Here is a 1,894-nt window from a genome sequence, read left to right on the forward strand (position 1 = left end):
AACGTTCCTCTTGATTGATTACTGTTCGATCGGTATAGACAAGCCCTAACAGGAATTTGATTTCTGCCCACTCGTTAGGGAAGGCTTTACGAGGGCGAAGTTTAAAACTCTCCTTATAATAATCAATAGCTTTTCCTAAATTTTCACCTTTATCTCCTTCAATTCGATTTACATAACTATTAGACAAATTCATTTGCAAACCAACACACTGGTTTACCCAATAATTATAGTCGTGAGATTCTGAATCTCCATCAGAAATGACGAGCGCACTTTTACGACTGTTATAGTCATCTTCAATTATCGATTGAGAATCCAAATCGAAATAAGATGTAGCTGGCTCATCTCCAGGAGGAAATACTTTTTCAATATAAATCTCTAAAGCATTTTCGTAGGCAATAATGGCTTTTTCGATATTGTCTGCCTTCTCTCCTTCAATCCGGTTAATGTAGGTAACACCTAAGTTATATTGCGTATCCGCCCAAAGTTCAGGATATTTTTCAGGAGTCCGAATGATTAAAGCACTCTTATAGGCAGCGAGAGCGATTTCTAGATTCTCTGCCTTCTCTCCTCTGATGCGATTTCGGTAAGCATTGCCAAGATTATTTTGGGTAATAGCCCAATTTTCTAAACTGTTTTCAAAATAACTGTTAACTTCTAATGCTCTTTCGTAAGCAGCGATCGCCCTTTCGATGTTATTTTCCTGATTTCCTCGCTTCCGATAATAGTAAGTCGAACCTAGATCGTTTTGTATCGCGGCCCACTCTTCGGGATAGCCTTCACGAGTATAGACTTCTAAGGCAGCATTGTAATAGCGGATGGCTTGTTCTAAATTATCAGCTTTATTTCCACAAATTCGATCTTGATAAGTATTTCCTAACATCTTTTGTACGACTGCCCAGTCTTCTGGGAATGCTTGTTTATTGAAGATTTCCAAAGTAGAAGTGTAGTGGGCGATCGCTATTTCCAGATTCTGTGATTTCTGACCTTTTATCCGTTTGCGGTAATCAGTTCCCAGATTCTTTTGCACCATTGCCCACTCTTCGGGAAATGCCTCTTGAGTTAAAACTTCCAAAGCAGCGTTATCAAAGGCAATGGCTATTTCAAGATTATCTGCTTTTTGTCCTTGGATACGTTCAGAGTAATCAGTACCCAAATTGAGTTGAATTTTTGCCCAGTATTCTGGAAATTCCTGCCGCGTTAAAACTTCCAAGGCTGCATTGTAATAAGCTAGACTGATTTCTTGATTTTCTGCTTTCTCTCCATGAAGCCGGTGACTGTAGGCAAGACCCAAATTAAGTTGCACCATTGCCCAATTTTGGGGATATTCTTCACGGGTATAAACTGTCAAAGCAGCATTATGATAAGATATTGACCTTTCTACATTCTCTGCTTTTTGTCCTCGGAGACGCCTAGTATAGGCAATACCTAGATTGCTTTGTGTTCCTGCCCAATCTTCGGGATGGGTATTACGGGTGCAGATTTTTAGTGCTGCTTCATAGTACGCAATTGCCTTCTCTATATTTTCTGCTCTTTTTCCCTGGATGCGGTTACGGTAAGCTTCTCCCAAACCAATTTGTATTTTTGCCCACTTTTCTGGATAGGCGTTTCGGGTTCTGACTTCTGATACTGCTTCATAGTAAGAAATAGCTTGTTCAATGTTTTTTAATCGCTTTCCCCTTATTCTGTCTAAGTAGGTATTTGCCAAATTACTTTGCGCCATAGCCCAATCTTCGGGATGAGCTTCACGAGTCCAAATTTCCAATGCCGCGTTGTAATAGGCGATCGCTTTTTCTAAATTATCCGCCTTTTTACTTCCTGGAACATCGTCAGAGTAGATATTACCCAACCGATTTTGTAAACTCGCCCATTTTTTCGGTTCTGCCTCACGGGTTCT

At 40.1% G+C, this 1,894-nt stretch carries 1 pseudogene; it reads right to left on the minus strand.

Annotation, left to right across the window (positions count from 1 at the left end):
- A pseudogene (locus tag AC0QH1_RS01830) lies at positions 1-1,894 on the minus strand (hypothetical protein); the annotation flags it as partial.

This window comes from Phormidium sp. CCY1219 (assembly GCF_055795085.1).